The organism is Bacillus seohaeanensis (genome assembly GCF_042684945.1).
GTDB lineage: Bacteria > Bacillota > Bacilli > Bacillales > Bacillaceae_B > Rossellomorea > Rossellomorea seohaeanensis.
This window is the reverse complement of record NZ_JBHUMF010000013.1, coordinates 24,624-42,453: the sequence shown is the minus strand read 5'-3', so window position 1 is coordinate 42,453 and position 17,830 is coordinate 24,624. Positions and strand designations below refer to the sequence as shown.

At 36.9% G+C, this 17,830-nt stretch carries 18 protein-coding genes, 1 pseudogene and 1 riboswitch; all 19 genes and pseudogenes read left to right on the top strand.

Annotation, left to right across the window (positions count from 1 at the left end):
* Positions 1–25: 25 nt before the first annotated feature.
* The 19 genes and pseudogenes from ACFSUL_RS05595 (at position 26) to ACFSUL_RS05505 (ending at position 17,744) form a co-directional block, all read left to right on the top strand.
* On the top strand, positions 26–1,810 hold the full coding sequence (locus ACFSUL_RS05595) for an acyl-CoA dehydrogenase family protein (protein ID WP_377933479.1): 1,785 nt from the start codon (positions 26–28) through the stop codon (positions 1,808–1,810).
* Between the two features lie 368 nt (positions 1,811–2,178).
* On the top strand, positions 2,179–2,535 hold the full coding sequence (locus ACFSUL_RS05590) for an arsenate reductase family protein (RefSeq protein ID WP_377933477.1): 357 nt from the start codon (positions 2,179–2,181) through the stop codon (positions 2,533–2,535).
* A 122-nt stretch (positions 2,536–2,657) separates the two neighbouring features.
* Positions 2,658–3,041, top strand: coding sequence for a glycine cleavage system protein GcvH (gcvH, locus tag ACFSUL_RS05585; protein WP_377933475.1), 384 nt, complete (start codon positions 2,658–2,660; stop codon positions 3,039–3,041).
* A gap of 97 nt (positions 3,042–3,138) precedes the next feature.
* Entirely contained in the window at positions 3,139–3,375 is a 237-nt protein-coding gene (locus ACFSUL_RS05580; RefSeq protein ID WP_377933473.1) for a YusG family protein, read from the top strand.
* Between the two features lie 772 nt (positions 3,376–4,147).
* Complete coding sequence (locus tag ACFSUL_RS05575; protein WP_377933471.1) at positions 4,148–4,507, top strand: toprim domain-containing protein; 360 nt, start codon at positions 4,148–4,150, stop codon at positions 4,505–4,507.
* Between the two features lie 2 nt (positions 4,508–4,509).
* The gene (locus ACFSUL_RS05570) at positions 4,510–4,836 is read left to right on the top strand and encodes a thioredoxin family protein (protein WP_377933469.1); all 327 of its coding nucleotides are present in this window, start codon (positions 4,510–4,512) and stop codon (positions 4,834–4,836) included.
* Positions 4,837–5,239: 403 nt separating this feature from the next.
* The gene (locus tag ACFSUL_RS05565; RefSeq protein WP_377933467.1) at positions 5,240–5,590 is read left to right on the top strand and encodes an SCP2 sterol-binding domain-containing protein; all 351 of its coding nucleotides are present in this window, start codon (positions 5,240–5,242) and stop codon (positions 5,588–5,590) included.
* Positions 5,591–5,796: 206 nt separating this feature from the next.
* Positions 5,797–5,904: riboswitch (SAM riboswitch) on the top strand.
* A gap of 135 nt (positions 5,905–6,039) precedes the next feature.
* Positions 6,040–7,062 (top strand): methionine ABC transporter ATP-binding protein, encoded by a 1,023-nt coding sequence (locus ACFSUL_RS05560; protein WP_377933465.1) that lies wholly within the window; start codon positions 6,040–6,042, stop codon positions 7,060–7,062.
* Entirely contained in the window at positions 7,059–7,727 is a 669-nt protein-coding gene (locus tag ACFSUL_RS05555; RefSeq protein WP_071410866.1) for a methionine ABC transporter permease, read from the top strand. Before ACFSUL_RS05560 ends, ACFSUL_RS05555 begins: the two co-directional genes overlap by 4 nt.
* A gap of 45 nt (positions 7,728–7,772) precedes the next feature.
* A complete protein-coding gene (locus tag ACFSUL_RS05550) occupies positions 7,773–8,606 on the top strand; it encodes a MetQ/NlpA family ABC transporter substrate-binding protein (protein WP_377933462.1) in 834 nt (277 codons plus the stop codon).
* Positions 8,607–8,832: 226 nt separating this feature from the next.
* Complete coding sequence (locus ACFSUL_RS05545; protein ID WP_071410868.1) at positions 8,833–9,198, top strand: carboxymuconolactone decarboxylase family protein; 366 nt, start codon at positions 8,833–8,835, stop codon at positions 9,196–9,198.
* 263 nt (positions 9,199–9,461) lie between these two features.
* Positions 9,462–9,659 (top strand): hypothetical protein, encoded by a 198-nt coding sequence (locus ACFSUL_RS05540; RefSeq protein WP_377933460.1) that lies wholly within the window; start codon positions 9,462–9,464, stop codon positions 9,657–9,659.
* A 149-nt stretch (positions 9,660–9,808) separates the two neighbouring features.
* Positions 9,809–11,177, top strand: a pseudogene (locus ACFSUL_RS05535) (IS1182 family transposase); the annotation flags it as partial.
* A gap of 321 nt (positions 11,178–11,498) precedes the next feature.
* Complete coding sequence (gene sufC / locus ACFSUL_RS05530) at positions 11,499–12,284, top strand: Fe-S cluster assembly ATPase SufC (protein ID WP_377933458.1); 786 nt, start codon at positions 11,499–11,501, stop codon at positions 12,282–12,284.
* A 17-nt stretch (positions 12,285–12,301) separates the two neighbouring features.
* On the top strand, positions 12,302–13,612 hold the full coding sequence (gene sufD, locus ACFSUL_RS05525; protein ID WP_377933456.1) for a Fe-S cluster assembly protein SufD: 1,311 nt from the start codon (positions 12,302–12,304) through the stop codon (positions 13,610–13,612).
* Entirely contained in the window at positions 13,612–14,841 is a 1,230-nt protein-coding gene (locus tag ACFSUL_RS05520) for a cysteine desulfurase (RefSeq protein WP_377933454.1), read from the top strand. Before sufD ends, ACFSUL_RS05520 begins: the two co-directional genes overlap by 1 nt.
* Positions 14,831–15,271, top strand: a complete 441-nt coding sequence (sufU, locus tag ACFSUL_RS05515) for a Fe-S cluster assembly sulfur transfer protein SufU (protein ID WP_071410873.1) — start codon at positions 14,831–14,833, stop codon at positions 15,269–15,271. Before ACFSUL_RS05520 ends, sufU begins: the two co-directional genes overlap by 11 nt.
* 53 nt (positions 15,272–15,324) lie before the next feature.
* Positions 15,325–16,722, top strand: a complete 1,398-nt coding sequence (sufB, locus tag ACFSUL_RS05510) for a Fe-S cluster assembly protein SufB (RefSeq protein WP_377933451.1) — start codon at positions 15,325–15,327, stop codon at positions 16,720–16,722.
* A 179-nt stretch (positions 16,723–16,901) separates the two neighbouring features.
* A complete protein-coding gene (locus ACFSUL_RS05505) occupies positions 16,902–17,744 on the top strand; it encodes a DUF72 domain-containing protein (RefSeq protein WP_377933449.1) in 843 nt (280 codons plus the stop codon).
* Positions 17,745–17,830 lie beyond the last annotated feature (86 nt).

The window sequence follows — 17,830 nt, the reverse complement described above, 5'->3', positions numbered from 1 at the left end:
TTCTAAAATAATAGGGGGAATTAACATGGCTAATGAAATAAAAAAACTCTTAAAAGGTGGAAGCTTTTTAATTGAGGATGTAGATTATAATCAAATTTTTACGCCAGAGGATTATACTGATGAGCACAAAATGATCGCGAAGACGACAGAAGATTTTGTTACGAATGAAGTCGTCCCGGTTATTGAAAAATTAGAAAATCACGAGTTTGATCACTCTGTAAGACTATTGAAGGAGGCTGGAGAGCTAGGACTTTTAGGAGCGGATGTTCCTGAAGAATATGGTGGGCTTGGATTAGATAAAATAAGTTCTGCATTAATTACGGAAAATATGTCAGGAACAGGAGGGTTTTCCTTATCACATGGTGCTCATGTTGGAATTGGCTCTCTTCCAATTGTTCTTTTTGGAAACGAAGATCAAAAGAAAAAGTATTTGCCTGCCCTTGCGACAGGAGAAAAACTTGCAGCCTATGCATTGACAGAACCAGGGTCTGGTTCAGATGCACTTGGAGCGAAAACAACAGCTAAATTAAATGCTGCTGGAACGCACTATGTTTTAAATGGTGAAAAACAATGGATTACAAACTCAGCATTCGCTGATGTGTTTGTTGTTTATGCAAAAATCGATGGCGAACACTTCTCTGCTTTTATCGTAGAAAGAGAATATCCAGGAGTGTCCACTGGTCCAGAGGAAAAGAAAATGGGAATCAAGAGTTCCTCTACTAGAACCCTTGTTTTGGAAGACGTAGAAGTTCCTGTTGAAAATCTTTTAGGCGAAGCCGGCAAAGGTCACATTATTGCATTTAACATTTTAAATATCGGACGTTATAAGCTTGGAGTTGGTACAGTAGGTGGTAGTAAACAAGCGCTAGGATTAACAATCAAATATACAAATCAGCGTCAGCAATTTAAAACACCAATTTCTTCTTTTAATTTAACAAGGGAAAAATTAGCGACGATGGGCACAAAGATTTATGCTTCTGAAAGTTCTGTTTATCGTACAGTTGGTTTATATGAGGATAGAATGGGTAGCATGACAGAAGAAGAAATAAAAAATGGATCGGATATAGCGAAGGCGATTGCAGAATATGCAATTGAATGTTCATTAAATAAGTTTTTCTCATCTGAAGTGTTAGATTATGTTGTTGATGAAGGTGTTCAGCTTCATGGTGGATATGGTTTTATGCAGGAGTATGAGATTGAAAGAGCGTATCGCGATTCCCGTATTAACCGTATATTCGAAGGGACAAACGAAATTAATCGTTTATTAGTACCTGGGACTTACGTTCGTAAAGCGATGAAGGGAGAACTTCCGCTATTTGAAAAAGCTCAAGCACTACAAGAAGAGTTAATGATGCTTGTGCCGGAAGAAGTAGGAGATGAGCCGTTAGCGCAAGAAAAGTATTTAGTGAAAAATGCTAAAAAGATTGGCTTATTGATTACTGGTCTAGCAGCACAGAAATATGGGAAAGCATTAGAGAAAGAACAAGAAATCCTTGTGAATATAGCAGACATCGTTTCAAATGCTTATGCAATGGAATCAGTAGTCCTAAGAACAGAAAAGGCAATAGCAAAAGACGGAGTTGAAAAGGCGAAACAAAAGCTTCTTTACACACAAATTTTCTGTCAGGAAGCATTTGATGAAATTGAAAAGCATGCAAAAGAAACATTAGTAGCAGCAGAAACTGGAGATGCACTTAAAATGATGTTATCAGCACTCCGCAAATTTACACGCTACACGCCAATCAACATTATCGCAACAAAACGCGAAGCATCACAAAAATTAATTGAAGCAGAAAAATACGTAAACTAAAAGAAAAGCGGAAGTGGTTCGATCAGCTCGTGAAGAAAAAAGGAAATTTCCCCAAAAAGGCGCCCTTTGCCTTTTGGGGAAATTTATCTTTTTCATAGCGAGCTAACCACTGTAGCTAGACAAGAAAAGCGGAAGTGGTTCGACCAGCTCGTGAAGAAAATAAAGAAATGAAGAGGCTAGGACAAATGTGTCCCAGCCTCTTCAAATTAATAAACGAGAAGGTTGTTCGTAAACGTTTAGAAGAGATATAATAGTATTGTTAATAGAAATAGCCATATCGACGTTTTCTCAAAAAAGGGATTTTAAAAAATTTGTCGAATTACTAAAAAAGCTTAATGGATTAATAAGCAGAAAGGTGGTGACTTTAGATGGCATTAACTTTCTATTCATACCCCAAGTGTGGGACATGTAGAAAAGCAAAAAAGTGGCTAGAAGAAAATGAGAAAGAATTAAATGAAATTCATATTGTGGAGAACCCACCTTCAAAAGAAGACATTAAAGGCTTATACGAAAAGAGTGGTTTGCCATTAAAAAAGTTCTTTAATACGAGCGGGAAGAAATATCGTGAACTTGGATTAAAGGATAAAGTGAATTCAGCTTCTGATGAAGAATTACTAGAAATACTTTCATCTGATGGAATGTTACTAAAACGTCCCATTGTAACAGATGGAAACCAGGTAACTATAGGTTTTAAAGAGGAAAATTTTGAAAAAACGTGGAAATAAAGAAAAAACGAGAAGGATTTACAAAAAAATAAAAATATTTACATAATGATGTATGTTTTCTTGCTTTTTTTAGCAAAACTGTGTCAATATTAGTTAGGAACTAGCATTTTGGAGGGATGAAAATGAGCACACCGAAAGAACTTCGTTATTCTGAAGAACATGAGTGGGTTAAAGAAGAAGGGGAAAATTTACGTGTAGGAATTACTCATTTTGCACAGTCTGAACTTGGGGATATCGTATTTGTTGAACTTCCAGAAGTAGGCGACGTAATTACTTCTGATGAGCCATTCGGAAGTGTTGAATCTGTAAAAACAGTTTCAGAACTTTATGCTCCGGTATCTGGAAAAGTTGTGGAAGTAAATGAAGACTTGGATGATAGCCCTGAATATGTAAATGAATCTCCATATGAAAAAGCTTGGATGATTGTTATAGAGCCTTCAGATAAATCTGAACTAGATAATTTAATGACTGCTGAACAATACCGAGAAATGATTAATGAAGGTTAATCCTCTTCAAGAACAAAACACTCTGACGATTGTCAGGGTGTTTTGTTTTTCTTTTTGGGTATGTTAATACTAACAACCTTACAGGAGGATGATGACTATGGTATTGCAACCAAAAAGAATGGATGTAACAGGGAGAGTAACTGGAAAACTTAAAGATGGCGAACTTGAGTTATTTTTTGATAATCAGCCAATAGGAAAAACATCGCTTCCTCTAAGTAATATACAGTTAGAACCAAATTTTGAGGTAGTGGAAAATAAAATAATTCATTCTTTTACTTCTACTGAAGGGCCTGAATCACGCTATACAGACTGTGATGAGGGTGGATGGTGTTAGAATAAACATAGGACTGTATCTTTAAAGAATTCTTCTTTGAAGTCAGTCCTTTTCTTATATTCCTTCCTGTTTACTTCTGCTGTAATTTGTATCATCACCTCTTAAAGGGAACTGATATTTTTACAAGGCTGTTTGTATGAAAAAAAGTATTTTTAAGCATCGTGAAATCGTCTAGGATAGCCAAAATGAATTGATTCTATATCACTTTGGCACTAAATTTGCTTTTTTATAGTAGATGGTGGCGGCTTGGTTTCAGCCGCCATGTGAGTTTTTCGTAAACGTTGTTGTTTTTTTATGGAAACTAAGTTTACCCCACTGAGTTGGTTGGAGCAGAGGACACTTGACTCCTGAGAGAAAAGAGGAAATCAACGGGCAGAATTTATTAGTCAAACAACAATCTATGAGCAAAGAGTTTTTGGCAAAAGTAAAACTTTATCCTTTGCATTTCTAATGAAAAAACGGGAAAATAAATATAAGCACGATATAATATTTAAAATAAGTCCTTTTAGGGCAAATATAGTGGACATTATCTGTTGTCATTTGAATATACTATTCTAATCTTAGTTAATTGCTTTTTACACATTTTAAAAGAAACTTTTTTTGTTGGCTGTTTTCTAAAGGATTGTTGTTTTTTATAAAGAAATTTATATGAGTAAAGCTTCATCAGCGTTGATCTATATAAAGACTCCTGCGATAGCATAAGCAACAAACTATGTGAAAATAGCCCTTTTGTTAAAGAAGCGTATTTTTTGATGATAAGGTGATGATTTATATGGAACTTAGTGATGAAAAAGTAATTATCGTTGAAGGCACAACAGACAAAAGAAAAGTAATCGATATTATTAAAGAACCGATTGAAATTATTTGTACAAATGGAACGATAAGCATAACAAAAATGGATGAACTTATTGATTCTTTATTTGATCGGGATGTGTATATTTTAGTGGATGCAGATGATGCAGGAGAAAAACTTCGCAAGCAATTTAAGCGTGAATTTCCAGAAGCTGAGCATTTATACATTGATCGCATGTATAAGGAGGTTGCGTCAGCACCAGAGTACCATCTTGCTTCTGTCTTAATCGGAGCGAATATTGATGTCCACACAGAATTTCTAGAACAAAGGATGAGCTAGCAGTGGTTGAAGTTGATAATCAGGAATCCTTACAAGAAAAGCTAAGGGAAGAAGAGTTGGTGGCTGTTTACCTATATACACCTATGTGTGGGACATGTCAGGTAGCTAGCAGGATGATAGATATTTTAGAGAAAATCCCCACTACTTATTTCTATATAAAAGCAAATTTAAACTATCTTCCGCAATTCGCCGAAGAAAGAGGCATCGAAAGCGTCCCATGCTTACTTTTATATCGGAAAGGCGAAGAAATGGAAAGGATTTATGCTTTTCAGTCGGTACCATATCTCCATGAAAGGCTACAAGATATATCTACAAACGTTAAGGACTAGAAGTGGGCGCTTCAGTCCTTTTATCTTAGCCTGTCTACGTCTTTTTTGATGGACGTTTGTATGAAAAAAGTATTTTTAAGCATCGTAAAATCATTTAGGATAACCAAAATGAATCGATTCTATATCACATTGGCACCAAATTTGTTTTTTTATAGTAGATGGTGGTGGCTTGATCTTAGCTGCCATGTGAGTTTTTCGTAAAGGTTGTTGTTTATGGGGAATGGACCGTTCCGTCTGCAGGGGGATCGGCTTTCTAGGGAAGTCAAAAAGATTTAAATATATTGTCAAAATATTTCGTTAGAATGGTCGAATCAACAAAACTTGTCGATGCTTTTTTGGAGGAATTATTACCTTTAAGTGGAATTATTTATGTTAAGAAGAATTTCATTAAGGGGATGAATTCGTGCAAAAAGAAATGATGAGTTTGTTAAGCGAGTGCCAAACAAGGTTTCATTTGCAATTATTGTTTCCAGACGAACCTTTCACCTTTCAATTGAAGCTTGCACAAAAAGGTTACACAATATCATTATCAAAAGAAGAATGTAAATTAGTTGATTTGCCAGAAGAAGATGTTGACTTTGTTATTTCAGGTGAGGAGCATGCATTGTTAAAACTTTTCTATGGGGAAGAACGGCTGACTAACTTGGTAAATGATCATGAAGTAACTGTTATGGGAGCCTATCGTCATTTGTTATTTACGGAATCAGTATTATGGTTATGTAGAAATATGGAAGCGGAATCAATGATCGTTTAGGTACAAAAGCTCTACTGTTTCGAGGGGATAGACACTAGAGAAATCTATCTAGACGTAAACTGATTTAGTAATACAGCTATTCATATATGGATAGTGTATAAATTTCTATATAGTAAAAAAGTATTGACATACTATTTTAGTTAATGGTAAAATCACATCCATAGTAAATTTTCTGAATACAAAACAATTATGAAAACTAAATATTACTCTTATCAAGAGTGGTGGAGGGAAGTGCCCTAGGAAGCCCGGCAACCGTCAACATAGTTGAAATGGTGCCAATTCACACAAAGCATGATAGCTTTGGGAGATGAGAGGAAGGAACTTTAATTGATAATGCCTTTCTGCTCATCGCGGGAAGGCTTTTTTTAATGGATATTTACTCGATATTTATTAGAAAGAGAATTTCTTTCCTATTAATTGTTTTACCATGAAAGAGGGTGGAGGCAGCTATGATTAAAATATCATCATTGAAAAAATTATATAAATCGAAATCAGGATTAATTACGGCTGTAGATGGTGTAGACCTTTCCATTCAGGATGGGGAAATATTCGGCGTAATCGGTTATAGTGGGGCTGGTAAGAGTACGCTAATCAGAATGTTAAACGGTCTTGAAGTGCCAACAGATGGTATAGTCGATGTTAATGGTCAAATTGTATCTTCTATTAAAGGGAAAGCTTTAAGAGAGGCGAGACAATCAATCGGAATGATTTTTCAGCATTTCAATCTACTTTGGTCAAGAACAGTAGAAGAAAATATTGAATTCCCCCTTGAAATTGCCGGTATTTCAAAGAAAGAAAGAAAAAGAAGATCAGCAGAGTTAATTGACTTAGTGGGGTTACAAGGGAGAGGAAAGGCCTACCCTTCCCAATTAAGTGGAGGGCAAAAGCAAAGGGTCGGCATAGCAAGAGCACTAGCAAATGATCCAAAGGTTTTGTTATGTGATGAGGCAACTTCTGCTCTTGATCCACAGACAACGGATTCCATACTAGAATTGCTAGTTGATATTAATAAAAGGTTAGGGTTAACGATTGTGTTAATTACTCATGAAATGCACGTAATCCAAAAAATTTGCCATCGAGTAGCAGTAATGGAGGATGGTAAAGTGGCAGAATTGGGAGAAGTGCTAGACATATTTCGTAATCCACAACAAGAGGTAACAAAACGGTTCGTTAAAGAAGTTTCACAATCAGATGAAACGGAAGAAGCGATTGATAGTTTGCTAGAACAATATCCGAATGGGAAAGTGCTTAAATTGACATTTGTAGGAGAAACGACTGGACAACCTTTGATTACAAATTTAATAAGGAATTTTGATGTTAATGTGAATATCCTACAGGGGAAAATTTCACAAACACAAAAAGGGTCGTACGGAACATTATTTGTCCAACTTGATGGACAAGCACAAACCGTCACAGAAGCCGTTAAGTTTACTGAAACGCAATCAGTGAAGGTGGAGGTGATGGAACGATGATTGAAAATCTGTTTCCAAATGTAGATTGGGAAAAAATGTGGGAAGCGACAGTTGAGACTCTCTATATGACGGGGTTGTCAGTCTTAATCACATTTGTTTTAGGAATTATTTTAGGGATTTTATTATTTTTAACATCAAAAGAAAATTTGTGGGAAAACAAAATTGTTTATGGGGTAACGAGTGCAGTTGTCAATGTTTTTCGTTCTATTCCATTTATCATATTAATTGTTTTATTAATACCATTTACAAAATTTCTATTAGATACAATTAGAGGTGCAAATGCAGCTTTGCCTGCATTGATCATCGGTGCAGCACCGTTCTATGCAAGGATGGTTGAAATAGCGCTGAGAGAGATTGATAAAGGTGTTATTGAAGCAGCCAAGTCAATGGGTGCTAAAACAAGCACGATAATTTGGAAGGTATTACTTCCGGAATCAATGCCTGCTTTAGTGTCAGGGCTAACTGTTACAGCCATTGCTTTAGTTGGGTATACTGCGATGGCGGGAGTAATTGGTGCAGGTGGACTTGGAAACTTAGCGTATCTAGATGGATTTCAGCGCAGCAGGGATGATGTTACATTAGCTGCGACGATTGTCATTTTAATAATAGTATTTGCACTTCAATTTATCGGTGATCTTATCACTAATAAATTGGATAAAAGATAAAAAAACTGTATAGACGAAAAAGTTACAGAAAAGGAGATAAATAGGATGAAAAAATGGTTGGCAGGTATAGTAACAGCAACAAGTATTTTTGCACTAGCAGCATGTGGTACAGAAGAAGGTTCAGGTAGCGAAGGTGATAAGGAGTTAAAAGAATTAGTTGTTGGAGCTTCTAATATTCCTCATGCAGAGATTTTGGAAAAAGCACAGCCGTTATTAGAAGAAAAAGGAATTGAATTGGAAGTTGAAACTTTTCAAGATTATATCTTACCTAACAAAACGTTAGCCGATGGAGAGATTGATGCTAATTACTTCCAGCATATCCCTTACTTGGAAGCACAAAAAGCAGAGCACGGTTACGATTTTGTTAATGCAGGTGGAATTCACATTGAGCCAATCGGTGTTTATTCAAAAGAGCATGAATCATTAGAAGACCTTCCAGATGGAGCAACTATTTTAATGAGTAACTCTGTTGCAGACCATGGGCGTATTCTTGCTATGTTAGAAAGCAAAGGTGTAATCAAGTTAAAAGAGGATGTGGAAAAGACAAAAGCTACCATTGAGGATATAGCGGAAAATCCTAAAAACCTAAAATTTGATTATGAATATGAAGCAGCTCTTCTTCCTCAATTTTATGAAAATGGTGAAGGGGACGCGGTACTAATCAACTCTAACTATGCGATTGATGCAGGGTTAAATCCAATGGAGGATTCCATCGCGATTGAAGATAAAGAATCTCCATATGTTAACGTAATTGCAGTAAATAATGGCGATGAAGATAAAGAGGAAATTAAAGCATTGGTAGAAGTTCTTCGTTCAGAGGAAATCCAAAACTTTATTTTAGAAGAGTGGGGCGGAGCAGTCGTTCCAGTTAGCGAATAAATAGTTGTAAAATGAAAACCTGGGTCCAAATTTTGGGTCTGGGTTTTTACTTTATATGAGTTAGTTTTGGAAAGGAACAATCCATTTCCTATAAACAACAAATTTTACGAAAATAACCTTTGGGAAAGAAGCTTATAAAAACTACCATTTTGAACAAAACATATTCCTTTTTCGTTTAGCTCATACTATTTCTGACAGATTTTTATTAGAAATGGAGCTGAAGAAAATGGAATTTGAAGCAAGAAATTCAACGGAGGCTGCTCTTCATCATTATAAAGCAGGTTTAGGTGTATTTACTGAGAAAATGCCAGGGCTAGCAGGTCACTTTAATTCTTTTACGGAGGAATGTTTTAAAGAAGGTGTGCTTTCAAAAAAAGAAAAGCAATTAATTGCATTAGGCATTTCTTTATATTCTCAAGATGAATATTGCATTATTTATCATACAAAAGGGTGCTTAGACGAGGGGTGCTCTGAAAATGAAATTTTAGAAGCGGTGGGTGTTACAGCTGCTTTTGGAGGAGGGGCAGCAATCAGCCAAGCTGTTACTCTTGTACAAGAATCAATCCAGGAATTAAATCAGCTTAAACAATAGAAAAATTAAACCTAAATTATTATTGCTGATAGATGGACTAACACTTGTGAATCCCCATTAAATCAAGCTTTTGATCGATGAGAAATTTCAAATAAAGAATAATCGGTAGTATATAGACGGAATATTGTGAAAATTAAACGGTGGTTTGTGAAATGTCTTACCACCTTTCTAGAATTGGAAAAATGCCGTTAAATCCGTTTTGTCATATGGAATGGCGGGTAGTATAGTATTAGATGTAAAGTTCAAAAAAACGAAAGGAATGATTGATTATCGATCCTCTTGATATGGAGTACACAAGCGATATGGAAAAGGCGATGCATGGAGCGCATGGTGTTGGATATGAGGTGTACAAGAGAAAGCATAATATCAGGATGAAGGTAGAAATGAAAAGAGAACGAGAGTATAGAAAAAGCAGGAGAATGATTGCGGGTCTTGATAGTAAAGTGAATGTTAATATATAATAAGGAAGAAGTAAGGAAAAACCAGTGGCTAATAACACTGGTTTTTTTCAGGCTGTTGAGAAAGTTTTTTCTCAACAGCCTTTTTTAGGTCTATATGTACTCCTATCTGTTAACACTGCTAAAAAGAAAAGAAGAAGGAGAGATGCAGTATGATGGGAGCTTTACAGAATCATCGAGATCAAGAGGTAACCGTATCGGTTGAATCCTTAGTTCCAGAGGATCACTTTTTACGTGCCATAGAAGCCACGATTGATTTTTCATTTATTGAAGAAAAGTTACAACCTTATTATTGTGAAGATAACGGAAGACCCTCCATTCACCCTATTACCCTTTTTAAAATGATGTTTATTGGTTATTTTTATGGCATTCGATCCGAACGTCAATTAGCGAAAGATATTAGAATGAACCTTGCGTATCGTTGGTTTTTAGGATTGTCTTTATCCGATCAAGTTCCTCACCACTCCACCATCAGTTTTAACCGACGTACTCGATTCCTTAACACCACGATTTTCGAAGACATCTTTGATGAAATTATCCATCAAGCTGCAGAACAGAAAATGGTAGGAGGGCGCATTTTAACGTCCGACTCTACTCATATCAAAGCCAACGCGAATAAAAATAAATTTATTCGAAAAGCAAAAGAAGAGCGTCCAAAAGAGTACTTAGAAGAATTAGAAGCAGCTGTGACAGAAGATCGTATTCAACACGGAAAAAAGCATTAAAACCAAAGAAGGAAGGCGTTGCCAAAACAAAACAAACGAGAGTGAGTAAAACGGACCCGGAAAGTGGCTTTCTTATGCGCGATGGAAAGCCTAAAGGGTTTTACTATTTAGATCATCGCACGGTAGATGCGAAATATAATATCATTACAGATACGTTTATCACGGCTGGAAATGTGGCAGATTCCGAGCCGTATTTGGCACGCCTTCAAAAGCAAATAGAGAAATTTCAATTTCGTGTAGAAGCTATCGCTTTGGATGCCGGTTATTTTAACAACTATATTTGTAAGAAACTAATCGAACAAAATATCTTTACGGTGATGGGGTATCGCCGGTTTGGAAACCCCAAAAAGAGTCTACCAAAACGGAAATTTCATTATGTAGAAGAAAAGGATGTGTACGCTTGTCCAATGGGGTGCATGCTTTCTTACTCTACAACGGACCGTGATGGATATCGTCACTATAAATCCAATAAGAGCGATTGTGAAGTTTGCCCTCTTCGCTCAGATTGTATGTCTACCAAGCAAAAACAACGCACGATTACACGGCACATCTGGGAAGGATATAAGGAAATCACGCGTCAACATAAACGAACAAGCGAAGGAAAACAATTATATAGGCTTCGCTGTTCTACTATTGAACGAAGTTTTGCCGATGCGAAAGAGCTTCATGGTTATCGGTACGCACGATTTCGAGGGGTGAAGTCTGTCCAAGAGCAGGCATTTATGACAGCTGCTTGCCAAAATATGAAGAAAATAGCCCTCCATCTCATCAAAAAGATAGGATGGAAGGCTATTTTGAAGAATTATCCCTCTATTTCAATCCTTCTTTCCCTGTTTTCTATCAAAAACCGTTCAAGTTGTCGGGAGCCTAAAGGGTTTCTCGACACTCTGGGAAAAACCAGTGGCTAATAACACTGGTTTTTTTCTTTTTACTAATATATTTATTAGAAATAATGCTCACAATAAAAAAGTATTCAACAAAGTAAATTAGTACAGAACAATAGCTTGAAAAAGTTGATTATAACTTTTATTTGATATAAGATTGTAATGAGAATAAAATGAGAATGGTTATAATAATTCTTAAAATTCATTTTATAAAAGTCACGGAGGTATTATACATGGCAGGTTCTACACTAACAATCACAGATCTACATGTTGAAATTGAAGGAAAAGAAATTTTAAAAGGGGTTAACCTTGAAGTTAAAGGTGGAGAAATCCATGCAATCATGGGTCCGAACGGTACTGGTAAATCCACTTTATCTTCCGCTATAATGGGGCACCCTAAATACGAAGTAACAAAAGGAAGCATTACCTTTGATGGTAAAGATGTATTAGAAATGGAAGTAGATGAGCGCGCTCGCGTTGGACTATTCCTTGCAATGCAATATCCAAGTGAAATTAGCGGTGTTACAAACGCAGATTTCCTTCGTTCTTCCATTAATAGCCGTCGTGAAGAGGGAGACGAGATTTCTTTAATGAAATTCATTCGTAGTATGGATTCTACAATGGAATATTTAGAAATGGATCCCGATATGGCACAGCGTTACCTTAACGAAGGGTTTTCTGGCGGTGAGAAAAAACGTAACGAAATTCTTCAATTAATGATGATTGAGCCAAAGATTGCAATTCTTGATGAAATTGACTCCGGTCTTGATATTGATGCACTTAAAGTTGTATCTAAAGGAATCAACAAAATGCGTGGCGAAGAATTTGGCTGCCTAATCATTACTCACTATCAACGTCTTCTTAACTACATTACACCAGACAAGGTTCATGTAATGATGCAAGGACGTATTGTGAAATCCGGTGGATCAGAATTAGCGCAACGTCTTGAAGCAGAAGGATATGACTGGATTAAGGAAGAACTAGGAATTAAGGACGAAACTGTAGGCCAAGAAGCGTAAGTGTTAGGGGGATAATTATGACTGTAGAAACGAAACTAACAGTAGATCAGGACTATGTCAGCTCCTACTCAAAAGAACTTGGTGAACCTGAATGGTTTACTAAGATGCGTACGGATGCTTTCGAAAAAGCAAATGAACTAGGACTTCCAAAGCCTGATAAAACAAAAATTGATAAGTGGAATTTTACTGGATTTCAAAAGCACACTGTAAAAAGTGATGCTTATCAAACACTTAATGAGTTACCAGAACAAGCACAATCACTGATTGATCTGGATAATGAAAATAAAAACCTTTATGTACAAAGAAACAATACACCAGCTTTTCTTTCACTTTCCAAAGACTTGGAAAGTAAAGGAGTTATTTTCACTGATATTCTAACAGCAGTATCAAAACATAGTGACCTTCTTCAAAAGTATTATATGACAGAAGGAGTTAAAGTGGATGAACACAAATTAACAGCGCTTCATGCTGCTCTTGTTAACGGTGGAACATTCCTTTACGTTCCTAAAAATGTTGAAATAGCAGAACCTATTCAAGCTGTGTATGTTCACGATAATCCAGAAGTGGCAATGTTCAACCATGTGTTGGTTGTAGCGGAAGATAATAGCTCTGTAACATATGTGGAGAACTATATTTCTACAACAGAGGTAGAAAATGGTGTGTATAACATTGTGACGGAAGTAATTGCCAACGATAATGCAAAAGTGGCGTATGGTGCGGTTGATAACCTCACAAGTGGCCTTACAACATATGTTAACCGTCGTGGTATTGCCAAAAGAGATGCTCGCATTGAATGGGCACTTGGTTTAATGAATGATGGTAATACTGTTTCTGAAAATGTGACAAACCTTCTTGGTGATGGTTCCTACGGAGATACGAAAATGGTTGTAGTAGGACGTGGAAAACAAAAACAAAACTTTACTACAAAGATTGTTCACTTCGGTAAAAACTCTGAAGGATATATATTAAAGCATGGCGTGATGAAAGAGGAAGCTTCTTCCATCTTTAACGGAATCGGAAAGATTGAACATGGTGCCTCTAAGTCAAATGCTGAACAAGAATCTCGTGTGCTCATGTTAAGTGAAAAAGCACGTGGAGACGCAAATCCAATTCTTCTTATTGATGAAGATGATGTAACAGCTGGTCATGCTGCTTCTGTTGGACGTGTCGACCCACTTCAACTTTATTATTTGATGAGCCGAGGTATACCGCAAAAAGAAGCGGAACGATTAGTTATTCATGGATTCCTTGCTCCAGTTGTGAACCAACTTCCTATTGAAGGAGTTAAGAAACAACTTGTTGAGGTAATTGAAAGGAAAGTTAACTAATGAATGTCCAAGAGATTCGCAAACAATTTCCGATTCTCGATCAAGAAGTAAATGGTCATCCACTGGTTTACCTAGATAGTGCTGCAACATCTCAAAAACCGATATCAGTGATTGAAGCAATTAATGACTATTATCGGAAGCATAATTCCAATGTTCATAGAGGTGTGCATACGCTAGGTACAAGAGCAACAGATGGGTATGAAGGTGCGCGTGAGAAGGTCCGAAAGTTTATTAATGCTGCTTCAACGGAAGAGGTAATTTTTACTAGAGGGACCACAACTTCAATTAATACCATTGCAGCAAGCTATGGGCGTGCTAATGTGAGCGAAGGCGATGAAATTGTTATCTCTCACATGGAGCACCATAGCAATATTATTCCTTGGCAACAACTTGCGAAGGAAAAAGGGGCAACACTTAAATATGTTCCCCTTCAAGAAGATGGGACTATTTCCATTGAAGACGTAAGAGAAACGGTTACTCCTCAAACGAAAATCGTTTCTATCATGATGGTTTCTAATGTCCTTGGTACAATGAATCCTGTTAAAGAAATTGCTAAAATTGCTCATGAAAATGGGGCAGTTATGGTAGTAGATGGTGCACAATCAGCACCTCATATGAAAGTGGACGTAAACGACTTAGACTGCGACTTTTTTGCTTTTTCTGGTCATAAAATGGCTGGTCCGACAGGTATTGGTGTCCTTTACGGAAAGAAAGCTTTATTAGAAGCAATGGAGCCTGTTGAATTTGGAGGAGAAATGATTGATTTTGTCGGTCTTTATGACTCCACATGGAAAGAGCTTCCTTGGAAATTTGAAGGTGGAACTCCTATTATTGCAGGGGCTATCGGTTTAGGTGCTGCTATTGACTTTCTAGAGCAAATTGGGCTTGATGAAATTGAAAAGCATGAACATAAGCTTGCTGCCTATGCGTTGGAGAAAATGTCAGATGTTGAAGGATTGACCGTGTTTGGTCCAAACGACCCTTCTAAACGTGCTGGTCTTGTCACTTTTAATATTGATGACGTGCACCCTCACGATGTAGCCACCGTTTTAGATGCAGAAGGAATTGCAGTTCGAGCAGGTCACCACTGTGCTCAACCATTAATGAAATGGTTAAAAGTATCTGCAACAGCTCGTGCAAGCTTTTACTTGTATAACACAGAAGAAGATATTGATAAGCTTGTAGCTGGACTTGTGAAAACAAAGGAGTATTTCAGCGATGTCTTTTAATAACTTAGATACGTTATATCGTCAGGTGATCATGGATCATTACAAAAATCCGCGTAACAAAGGATCACTAGAAGATGGAAGCATGACAGTCGACATGAATAATCCTACTTGTGGAGATAGAATTCGTCTTACTTTGAAAGTAGAAAAGGGCATTGTTGAGGATGCTAAGTTTGACGGTGAAGGATGTTCCATTTCGATGGCTTCTGCTTCGATGATGACTCAGGCAATTAAAGGGAAAGAAATTGACACAGCTTTAAAAATGTCAAAACTTTTCTCTGACATGATGCAAGGAAAAGATTACGATGAAGAGATAGATGTAGATTTAGGTGATATAGAGGCTTTACAGGGAGTAGCGAAGTTCCCAGCAAGAATCAAATGTGCTACTCTTTCGTGGAAAGCGATGGAAAAAGGAGTAAAAGAGGAAGAGTAAGGTGTTAGTTTCACCAACTCTTCGACTCCATAAAATGAATGGGAGGAATCAACATGGCTAAAAAAATGCCAGAGATCGGGGATTATAAATACGGGTTTTCTGATAAAGACGTATCAATTTTCCGTTCAAAGCGTGGTTTAACTCGTGAGATTGTCGAAGAAATCTCTCGAATGAAAGATGAGCCACAGTGGATGCTTGATTTCCGTTTGAAATCACTTGAGCATTTTTATAAAATGTCAATGCCACAATGGGGTGGGGACCTAAACTCATTAGACTTTGATGAAATTACTTATTATGTAAAACCATCTGAGAAGTCAGAGCGTTCTTGGGATGAAGTACCAGATGAGATCAAACAAACGTTTGATAAACTTGGTATTCCAGAAGCAGAACAAAAATACCTTGCAGGTGTATCTGCTCAGTATGAATCTGAAGTTGTTTATCACAATATGCAAGAAGATTTAGAAGCACAAGGAATTGTCTTCAAAGATACAGATTCAGCTCTTAAAGAAAATGAGGATATTTTCCGTGAGCACTGGGCAAAAGTAATACCACCAACAGATAATAAGTTCGCCGCATTAAACTCAGCAGTATGGTCAGGTGGATCATTTATCTATGTGCCAAAAGGGGTAAAAGTGGAAACGCCACTTCAAGCGTACTTCCGTATCAACTCCGAAAATATGGGACAATTTGAACGTACACTTATTATTGTTGATGAAGGCGCAAGCGTTCACTATGTGGAAGGATGTACGGCACCTGTCTACACAACAAACTCTTTACACTCTGCAGTTGTGGAAATCATCATTAAAGACAACGCATATTGCCGTTACACTACCATCCAAAACTGGGCAAACAACGTGTATAACCTTGTAACAAAACGTGCTGTTTGTGAAAAAAATGCAACAATGGAATGGGTAGACGGAAATATCGGTTCAAAATTAACGATGAAATACCCTGCTGTTATTCTTAAAGGTGAAGGTGCTCGCGGTATGACACTTTCTATCGCTTTAGCAGGTAAAGGCCAACATCAGGATGCTGGTGCAAAAATGACTCACCTTGCACCAAACACTTCTTCAACGATTGTTTCTAAATCCATCTCTAAACACGGTGGTAAAGTAACATATCGTGGTATCGTTCATTTCGGACGAAAAGCGGAAGGTGCACGTTCCAATATCGAATGTGATACGCTTATCATGGATAACCAATCAACATCTGACACGATTCCTTATAATGAAATTTTAAATGATAACATTTCATTAGAACATGAAGCAAAGGTTTCAAAAGTGTCAGAAGAACAGTTATTCTATCTAATGAGCCGCGGTATTTCAGAAGAGGAAGCAACAGAAATGATCGTAATGGGCTTTATTGAGCCATTCACAAAAGAACTACCAATGGAATATGCCGTTGAAATGAACCGTCTAATCAAGTTCGAGATGGAAGGTTCAATCGGATAATTAATAGTATAAGAACTCTCCTGATTACAATCAGGGGAGTTTTTATTTTGGTTTAAATAGATAAGGTGGGTCAATAAATGGTACTCTAATTCGTATAAGAAGTACCCTACAGGTTTAAAGAAATATTGGATGGTGTATGGTAAAATAATAGTGCTTATACAAAAGAAGGTGTTTAAAATATGGTTTACATAGGTGTTACTGGTTGGGGAGATCATGATTCCTTATATATTAATGTGTCTCCAAGGGATAAATTAAAGGAATACGGAGCACACTTTCCAATTGTTGAAGTAGACTCTACTTTTTATGCTATTCAGCCATTAAAAAATGCTGAGAAGTGGGTAAAGGAAACTCCGAATTCATTTCAGTTTATTGTGAAAGCATACCAGGGGATTACAGGTCATCAGCGAGGGGAAATACCTTTTGAAAATAAGTATGAGATGTTTGAAGCTTTTCGTTTGTCGCTAACTCCTTATCTAAAAGCAAAAAAGCTTGCTATGGTGCTGTTACAGTTTCCTCCATGGTTTGATTGTAAAAAAGCCCATGTTGATTATATTCGCTTTTGTAAAAGGGAGTTAAGCGGGTTGCCGTTAGCATTAGAATTCCGGAATCAATCATGGTTTCGGGAGCCTTATCGTGAGAGAACACTTGATTTTATGAAACAAGAAGGTTGGATACATAGTATTTGTGACGAACCACAGGCAGGAGAAGGATCGGTCCCAACCATATTAAAACCAACTAATGACGAGGCAACTCTTATTCGATTTCATGGTCGAAATGTATATGGCTGGAATAAACCAAATGGAGAAAATTGGCGAGAAGTCCGTTATTTATATCGATACACAACCGAAGAACTAACGGAATGGCTAGAAAAAATAAAGAAACTCGAAAAACAAACAAAAAACCTTTTCATTCTTTTTAATAACAATTCAGGTGGGGACGCAGCAGATAATGCAAAAGAGCTAATTCATTTATTAAATATACAATACGAAGGACTGGCTCCAAAACAATTGGGGTTGTTTTAATTAGAAGGCTATTTGTAAAGATTGTTGCTTTTTAGCTAAAAACTAAGTTGGACCTACTGAGTTGATCGGAGCGGAGGGCACTAGAC

What these genes read in the sequence shown, in the direction of transcription:
- ACFSUL_RS05595 (WP_377933479.1), top strand. Translation starts at nt 26, where the DNA reads ATGGCTAATGAAATAAAAAAACTCTTAAAAGGTGGAAGCTTTTTAATT.
- ACFSUL_RS05590 (WP_377933477.1), top strand. Translation starts at nt 2,179, where the DNA reads ATGGCATTAACTTTCTATTCATACCCCAAGTGTGGGACATGTAGAAAA.
- gcvH (WP_377933475.1), top strand. Translation starts at nt 2,658, where the DNA reads ATGAGCACACCGAAAGAACTTCGTTATTCTGAAGAACATGAGTGGGTT.
- ACFSUL_RS05580 (WP_377933473.1), top strand. Translation starts at nt 3,139, where the DNA reads ATGGTATTGCAACCAAAAAGAATGGATGTAACAGGGAGAGTAACTGGA.
- ACFSUL_RS05575 (WP_377933471.1), top strand. Translation starts at nt 4,148, where the DNA reads ATGGAACTTAGTGATGAAAAAGTAATTATCGTTGAAGGCACAACAGAC.
- ACFSUL_RS05560 (WP_377933465.1), top strand. Translation starts at nt 6,040, where the DNA reads ATGATTAAAATATCATCATTGAAAAAATTATATAAATCGAAATCAGGA.
- ACFSUL_RS05555 (WP_071410866.1), top strand. Translation starts at nt 7,059, where the DNA reads ATGATTGAAAATCTGTTTCCAAATGTAGATTGGGAAAAAATGTGGGAA.
- ACFSUL_RS05550 (WP_377933462.1), top strand. Translation starts at nt 7,773, where the DNA reads ATGAAAAAATGGTTGGCAGGTATAGTAACAGCAACAAGTATTTTTGCA.
- ACFSUL_RS05545 (WP_071410868.1), top strand. Translation starts at nt 8,833, where the DNA reads ATGGAATTTGAAGCAAGAAATTCAACGGAGGCTGCTCTTCATCATTAT.
- sufC (WP_377933458.1), top strand. Translation starts at nt 11,499, where the DNA reads ATGGCAGGTTCTACACTAACAATCACAGATCTACATGTTGAAATTGAA.
- sufD (WP_377933456.1), top strand. Translation starts at nt 12,302, where the DNA reads ATGACTGTAGAAACGAAACTAACAGTAGATCAGGACTATGTCAGCTCC.
- ACFSUL_RS05520 (WP_377933454.1), top strand. Translation starts at nt 13,612, where the DNA reads ATGAATGTCCAAGAGATTCGCAAACAATTTCCGATTCTCGATCAAGAA.
- sufU (WP_071410873.1), top strand. Translation starts at nt 14,831, where the DNA reads ATGTCTTTTAATAACTTAGATACGTTATATCGTCAGGTGATCATGGAT.
- sufB (WP_377933451.1), top strand. Translation starts at nt 15,325, where the DNA reads ATGGCTAAAAAAATGCCAGAGATCGGGGATTATAAATACGGGTTTTCT.
- ACFSUL_RS05505 (WP_377933449.1), top strand. Translation starts at nt 16,902, where the DNA reads ATGGTTTACATAGGTGTTACTGGTTGGGGAGATCATGATTCCTTATAT.